The organism is Agromyces binzhouensis (assembly GCF_004135055.1).
Taxonomy (GTDB): Bacteria; Actinomycetota; Actinomycetes; order Actinomycetales; family Microbacteriaceae; genus Agromyces; species Agromyces binzhouensis.
The window spans coordinates 1-5,854 of the sequence record NZ_SDPL01000185.1; the positions used below are offsets into that span (position 1 = coordinate 1).

The following is a 5,854-nucleotide window of genomic DNA, read 5'->3' on the forward strand; positions in this document are numbered from 1 at the left end:
TCGGCGCGGGCGGGCGACGGCGAGCAGCGCGACGGCGGCGACGAGCTGGCGGAGCGCGACGACGCCCGCAGGTCCGACGAGGGGGAAGATCGTCGCGCCGATCGCGGCGCCGACCTGGACGGAGGTCGCGCCGCCGAGGACCGCGACCCCGCCGCCGATCCCGTCTCCGTTCGTCCGTGCCATGCGACTCACGCTACGTCGGCATTGACGCGCTGAGAAATGCAATGCGCGCCCATTGATACGCTGAGCACATGGATCTGGAGCTGCGGCATCTCCGCGTCCTCGTCGCCGTCGACGACGAGCGATCGTTCACGGCCGCGGCCGACCGGCTCGGGATGTCGCAGGCCGCGGTCTCCCGGTCGCTCGCCGCACTCGAGCGCACGGTCGGGGCGACGCTGATGCACCGGACGACCCGGCGCGTGGAACCGACCGAACCCGGCACCGCGCTCGCGGGCACCGCGCGCCGCGTCCTCGCCGAGCTCGATCGGGCGGTCGCGTCCCTGCGCGGCGAGCGCGCCGTGATCCGGATCGGGTACGCCTGGGCGGCGCTCGGCGCGCACACCACCTCGGTGCTCCGCGCCTGGAACCGCGCGCATCCCGAGGACCCGATCCGACTCGTGCGCATCAACTCGCGCGACGCGGGGCTCCTCGACGGGCACGTCGACCTCGCCGTCGTGCGGCACCCGGTGCTGCCGCCCGAACTGCGGTCCGAGGTCGTGGGCCGCGAGCAGCGGGTCGCCGCGCTGCCCGTCGACCATCCGCTCGCCGACCGCGACACCGTCTCGCTTGCCGACCTGACGCCGTGGGAGGTCGCGGTCGACCTGCGTGCCGGCACGACGACGGCCGAGCTCTGGGAGTCGCGGGGGATCGCGTCACCGCGCCTCACGTCGAGCGGCGACGTGGAGGAGTGGCTCGACCTCATCGCCGCAGGCGATGCGATCGGCGTCACCTCCGAGGCGACCGCGCACCACCTCCCGCGGCCGGGGGTGGTGTTCGTGCCGATCGACGACGCGCCGCCGATGGAGGTGCGCATCGCCTGGCACCGGAACCACCGGCATCCGTCGACCGGGCGCATCACGCGCGCGGTGCGCGCGGCGTACACGTCGGCGGCCGCCGAGGAGGCCGGCGCCGCGCACGGCTGATCTAGGCTGGTGGCTCGTGAGTGATGCACCGATCGGGATCTTCGACTCCGGCGTGGGCGGCCTCACCGTCGCCCGCGCGGTGCGCGACCAGCTCCCGAACGAGTCGATCCTCTACGTGGGCGACCTCGAGCACTCGCCCTACGGGCCGAAGCCGATCGCCGACGTGCGCCGCTACGCGCTCGCCGTGCTCGACGACCTCGTGGCGCAGGGCGTGAAGATGCTCGTGATCGCGTGCAACACCGCGTCGTCGGCGATGCTGCGCGATGCGCGCGAGCGCTACGACGTGCCGGTCGTCGAGGTCATCCAGCCGGCGGTGCGGCGCGCGGTCGCAACGACCCGCACCGGCCGCGTCGGCGTGATCGGCACCGCCGGCACGGTGCAGTCGCGCGCGTACGACGACGCCTTCGCCGCCGCACCGCACCTCGACCTCTCGTCGGCGGCCTGCCCGCGCTTCGTCGAGTTCGTCGAGTCCGGCGTCACCACGGGCCCCGAGGTGCTCGCCGTCGCCGAGGAGTACCTCGCGCCGCTCCGGGACGCCGGCGTCGACACGCTCGTGCTCGGCTGCACGCACTACCCCTTCCTCACGGGCGCGATCTCGTACGTCATGGGGGAGGGCGTGAGCCTCGTCTCGAGCGACGTCGAGACGGCGAACGACGTCTACCGCGTGCTCGTCTCCCAGGGCCTCGAGCGACGCTCGCCCGAACCGCCCGTGCACCGCTTCGAGGCGACGGGCGGATCGAGCGCGGCGTTCCTCGACCTCGCGCACCGCCTCATCGGCCCAGAGATCTCGCAGGTCGAGCTCGTGCAGACGGGCGTGCTCACGCTCCCCGTCGCATCGCCGGCCGCGCCCACCGCCTCATCCGGAACCGCCGCGCCCGCGGCATCCGCCACCGACAGGAGAACCCAGTGACCGAGACCCCCGACCTCGTGCGTGCCGACGGCCGCACCCCCGACGCGCTGCGCGACGTCGTCATCGAGCGCGGATGGAGCGCACACGCGGAGGGCAGCGCGCTCATCTCGTTCGGGAACACGAAGGTGCTGTGCACGGCGAGCTTCACCAACGGCGTGCCGCGCTGGATGACCGGCAAGGGCAAGGGCTGGGTCACGGCCGAGTACGCGATGCTGCCGCGCTCCACGAACACGCGCAACGACCGCGAGTCGGTCAAGGGCCGCATCGGCGGCCGCACCCACGAGATCAGCCGGCTCATCGGCCGGAGCCTCCGCGCCGTGGTCGACATGAAGTCGCTCGGCGAGAACACCATCCAGATCGACTGCGACGTGCTGCAGGCCGACGGCGGCACCAGAACCGCGGCCATCACGGGCGCGTACGTCGCGCTCGCCGACGCGATCGAGTGGGCGCGGGGCAAGCGGTTCATCGCGCAGAAGGCGACGCCGCTCATCGACACCGTCTCGGCGGTGTCGGTCGGCATCATCGACGGCACCCCGATGCTCGACCTCGCCTACGTCGAGGACGTCCGCGCCGAGACCGACATGAACGTGGTCGCGACGGGCCGGGGCCTCTTCGTCGAGGTGCAGGGCACCGCCGAGGGCGCGCCGTTCGACCGTCGCGAGCTCGACCAGCTGCTCGACCTCGCGCTCGCCGGCACGACCGAGCTCACCGCGATCCAGCGGGCCGCGCTCGAGGCGCCGCTCGCGGGCGCGGATGCGAGCGCCGCGGGCTGATCGGGGGCCGACGGATGCCGCAGTCGCTCGAGGTCGTCCTCGCCACGCACAACGCCCACAAGGTCGCCGAGTTCCAGCAGATCCTCGGGGCCGAGTTCCCGGGCATCACGGTGCTGCCGTACGACGGGCCCGAGCCCGTCGAGGACGGCACGTCGTTCGACGAGAACGCGTTCATCAAGGCGCGCGCCGCGGCATCGCACACGGGTCGCATCGCGCTCGCCGACGACTCCGGGATCGCGGTCGACGTGATGGGCGGCTCACCGGGCATCTTCTCGGCGCGCTGGGCGGGGCCCGGGCGCGGCGCCGAGGCGAACCTCGAGCTGCTGCTCGCGCAGCTCGGCGACATCCGCGACCCGCATCGCACCGCGCACTTCCACTGCACGATCGCCCTGGTGGTGCCGGATGCCTCGGGCGGCGAGCCGCACGAGTTCGCCGCGGTCGGCGCGTGGCCCGGGCGCATCGCGACCGAGCGTGCCGGCGTCAACGGCTTCGGCTACGACCCGATCTTCCTGCCCGACGGCTTCGACGTGTCGGCCGCGGAGCTCGCGCCCGACGTGAAGAACGCCCACAGCCACCGGGCGCGCGCGTTCCGGGCGCTGCTGCCCGAGCTGGAGCGCGTGGCGCGATTCGGCTGAACCCGGCCGGCGAGAACGGGACTCATTCCCATCACCGGCGAGCGGCGGCATCCGTGCCTACGCTGGAGGGGATGGGACACTCGCACGACCACGCCGCCGACGCGCACGCCGCCGGCCGCCGACGCCTCGCGATCGCGATCGCGATCATCGCGTCGTTCGTCGTCGTGCAGGTCGTCGGCGGCTTCCTGACGGGCTCGCTCGCGCTGCTCGCGGACGCCGGCCACATGACGAGCGACCTGCTCGGCCTCGTGGTCGCGCTCGGCGCCGCGATCGTCGCCGCCAGGCCCGCGAACGACCGGCAGACCTACGGCTTCCGCCGGTTCGAGGTGTTCGGCGCCCTCTTCAACGGCGTGCTGCTCGTCGTCGTCGCGGTCTCGGTGACCGCGAGCGCGATCGGCCGGCTCGCCTCCGGCGCGTCGGGCGAGGCCCATGAGGTCGCCGGCGGTCCCATGCTCGTCATCGCGATCGTCGGCCTGCTGGCCAACGTCGCCGCGCTGCTCGTGCTCCGCGGCGGGGCGTCGCAGTCGATCAACCTGCGCGGCGCGTACCTCGAGGTGCTCGGCGACACGATCGGCTCGGTGCTCGTCATCGCGGCGGCGATCGTGATCCTCGTCACGGGCTGGGACGCGGCCGACCCGATCGCGTCGCTCCTCATCGCGGGGCTCATCGTGCCGCGCGCGGTCGTGCTGCTGCGCGACGTGATGCGCGTGCTCAGCCAGTCGGTGCCCGCCGAGACGGATGTCGCGGAGATCCGCGATCACATCCTCGACACCGACGGCGTGGTCGCCGTGCACGACGTGCACGTGTGGGCGATCACGACCGGTGCGCACGTGTTCAGCGCCCATGTCGAGGTCGAACCCGCCGTGTTCGCGGAGGGGCGGGTCGGCGCACTGCTCGACGAACTGGGCGGATGCCTCGACGAGCACTTCGACGTCGAGCACTCGACCTTCCAGCTCGAGCCGTCGGGCCGCGGGCGCCGCGAGTCGGCGACGCACGCCTGAGCCCGTGGGCGCAGCCTTGACGTCCGCGCGCACCAGATGTATCGTGACGCGATATACCGCAGTTCGATACATTCGACGATCGAGGGACGATGAGCGCCGAGACCCAGCCGAAGGACCTGCTTCCGCTCAGCGAGCCGGTCTTCCACATCCTGCTCTCGCTCGCCGACGAGGAGCGGCACGGGTACGGCATCATGCGCGAGGTGCGCGATCGGACCGAGGGATCGATCGTGCTCGCACCCGGCACGCTCTACGGGGCGATCAAGCGGCTCCGTGCGCTGGGGCTCATCGCCGAGGCGGCCGCACGGGTCGACCCCGAGCTCGACGACGAGCGGCGCAAGTACTACCGGATCACCGGTCTCGGTGAACGCGTCGCCGCCGCCGAGGCCGCCCGCGTCGCGGCGCTCGCCCGGCAGGCGGTGCTCAAGCGGCTGCTCCCGGGGTGGGGTGGGGCCTGATGTCCGCGCCCGGCATCGAGGGGCGTCTCTTCGGCGCCGCGATGCTGATGCTGCCCGGTGAGTTCCGCTCGGAGTACGGCGAGGAGATCCGGGTGCTGGCCCGCGACACCGTCCGCGAGGCGCAGTCGCAGGGCGCCCGCTCCGCGCGATCGGCGCGGGTGCGGATCGTCGTCGACCTGGTGCTGGCGGCGATGCGCGAACACGCACGGAAGGAGTCCGTCATGCACGTCAACCTCGCCGGCCTCGGAGCCGGAATCGCGACCGCGATCGGCCTGCCCATGATCGTGGCGAGCTACTCGAGCTACGGATTCTGGGGGCTCGTCCGCCAGACCGGCGCGGTGGTCGGATTCGATTCGACCGACGTCGCCGTGCATCCGACGATCGTGCTCGTCGGGGCCGTGCTGACCGCGATCGGGCTCCTCGCGCTCGTGCATCGCCTCTCCGCCGCCGCTGTGGCGACCCGGTCGGCGCTGCGCATCGCGGCGGTGGTCGGCAGCGCGATGGTCGGCCTCGGGGGCGTCTCGATGCTCAGCTACGCGCTGCCGACGGTCTCGCCGTGGCGTGGCGCGTTCGACCTCGTCGGCAGCATCCTGCTCGGTGCGGGGTTCCTCGCGATCCTCGGCGTCCTCATCGCCGCCGGCGTCATCTCGGTCCGCACGCGTGCCCTCGGTGCCCTCAGCTTCACGCCCCTCGCGGTCGTGGGCAGCCTCGCGCTGCTGCTGGGCGTCGCGCTCCTCGGCTTCGCGAGCGGCGTATCGATGGAGGTGTTCCTCCGCGGACCCGCGATGGCGATCGCGGTGTGGCTCGTGCCCGTGACGTCGGTCCTCCTCGGTGCCGGGCTCGCGCTCACGCCTGCCCCGTCCGGAGCTCGGGCGCGGGGGCGCGAACCCCACCCCGCGTGACCCGGCCGCCGGTTCAGGCTCGGCGCCGCGAGCGGC

General features: G+C 73.1%; 7 protein-coding genes and 1 pseudogene. 7 read left to right on the top strand and 1 reads right to left on the bottom strand.

The features are described from left to right. Positions 1-183: pseudogene (locus ESO86_RS10085) on the bottom strand (EamA family transporter); the annotation flags it as partial. Positions 184-251: 68 nt separating this feature from the next. On the opposite strand from ESO86_RS10085, the gene ESO86_RS10090 reads away from it, so the two are divergent. The 7 genes from ESO86_RS10090 (at position 252) to ESO86_RS10120 (ending at position 5,818) form a co-directional block, all read left to right on the top strand. Next, positions 252-1,142 (top strand): LysR family transcriptional regulator, encoded by an 891-nt coding sequence (locus ESO86_RS10090; RefSeq protein WP_129234781.1) that lies wholly within the window; start codon positions 252-254, stop codon positions 1,140-1,142. Between the two features lie 16 nt (positions 1,143-1,158). After that, on the top strand, positions 1,159-2,052 hold the full coding sequence (murI, locus tag ESO86_RS10095) for a glutamate racemase (protein ID WP_129234782.1): 894 nt from the start codon (positions 1,159-1,161) through the stop codon (positions 2,050-2,052). After that, complete coding sequence (rph, locus tag ESO86_RS10100) at positions 2,049-2,825, top strand: ribonuclease PH (protein ID WP_129234783.1); 777 nt, start codon at positions 2,049-2,051, stop codon at positions 2,823-2,825. Before murI ends, rph begins: the two co-directional genes overlap by 4 nt. A 14-nt stretch (positions 2,826-2,839) precedes the next feature. After that, positions 2,840-3,460, top strand: coding sequence for an RdgB/HAM1 family non-canonical purine NTP pyrophosphatase (rdgB, locus tag ESO86_RS10105; RefSeq protein WP_129234784.1), 621 nt, complete (start codon positions 2,840-2,842; stop codon positions 3,458-3,460). Between the two features lie 71 nt (positions 3,461-3,531). Beyond that, a complete protein-coding gene (locus ESO86_RS10110) occupies positions 3,532-4,461 on the top strand; it encodes a cation diffusion facilitator family transporter (RefSeq protein WP_129234785.1) in 930 nt (309 codons plus the stop codon). Between the two features lie 89 nt (positions 4,462-4,550). Continuing rightward, positions 4,551-4,916 carry a PadR family transcriptional regulator gene (locus ESO86_RS10115; protein WP_129234786.1) on the top strand — a complete coding sequence of 122 codons (366 nt, stop codon included), beginning with the start codon at positions 4,551-4,553 and terminating at the stop codon, positions 4,914-4,916. Next, on the top strand, positions 4,916-5,818 hold the full coding sequence (locus ESO86_RS10120) for a hypothetical protein (protein WP_129234787.1): 903 nt from the start codon (positions 4,916-4,918) through the stop codon (positions 5,816-5,818). The genes ESO86_RS10115 and ESO86_RS10120 overlap by 1 nt, the downstream gene beginning before the upstream one ends. Positions 5,819-5,854: the final 36 nt, after the last annotated feature.

Coding starts and splice junctions, on each gene's coding strand:
- ESO86_RS10090 (WP_129234781.1), top strand. CDS start 252: ATGGATCTGGAGCTGCGGCATCTCCGCGTCCTCGTCGCCGTCGACGAC.
- rdgB (WP_129234784.1), top strand. CDS start 2,840: ATGCCGCAGTCGCTCGAGGTCGTCCTCGCCACGCACAACGCCCACAAG.
- ESO86_RS10110 (WP_129234785.1), top strand. CDS start 3,532: ATGGGACACTCGCACGACCACGCCGCCGACGCGCACGCCGCCGGCCGC.
- ESO86_RS10115 (WP_129234786.1), top strand. CDS start 4,551: ATGAGCGCCGAGACCCAGCCGAAGGACCTGCTTCCGCTCAGCGAGCCG.
- ESO86_RS10120 (WP_129234787.1), top strand. CDS start 4,916: ATGTCCGCGCCCGGCATCGAGGGGCGTCTCTTCGGCGCCGCGATGCTG.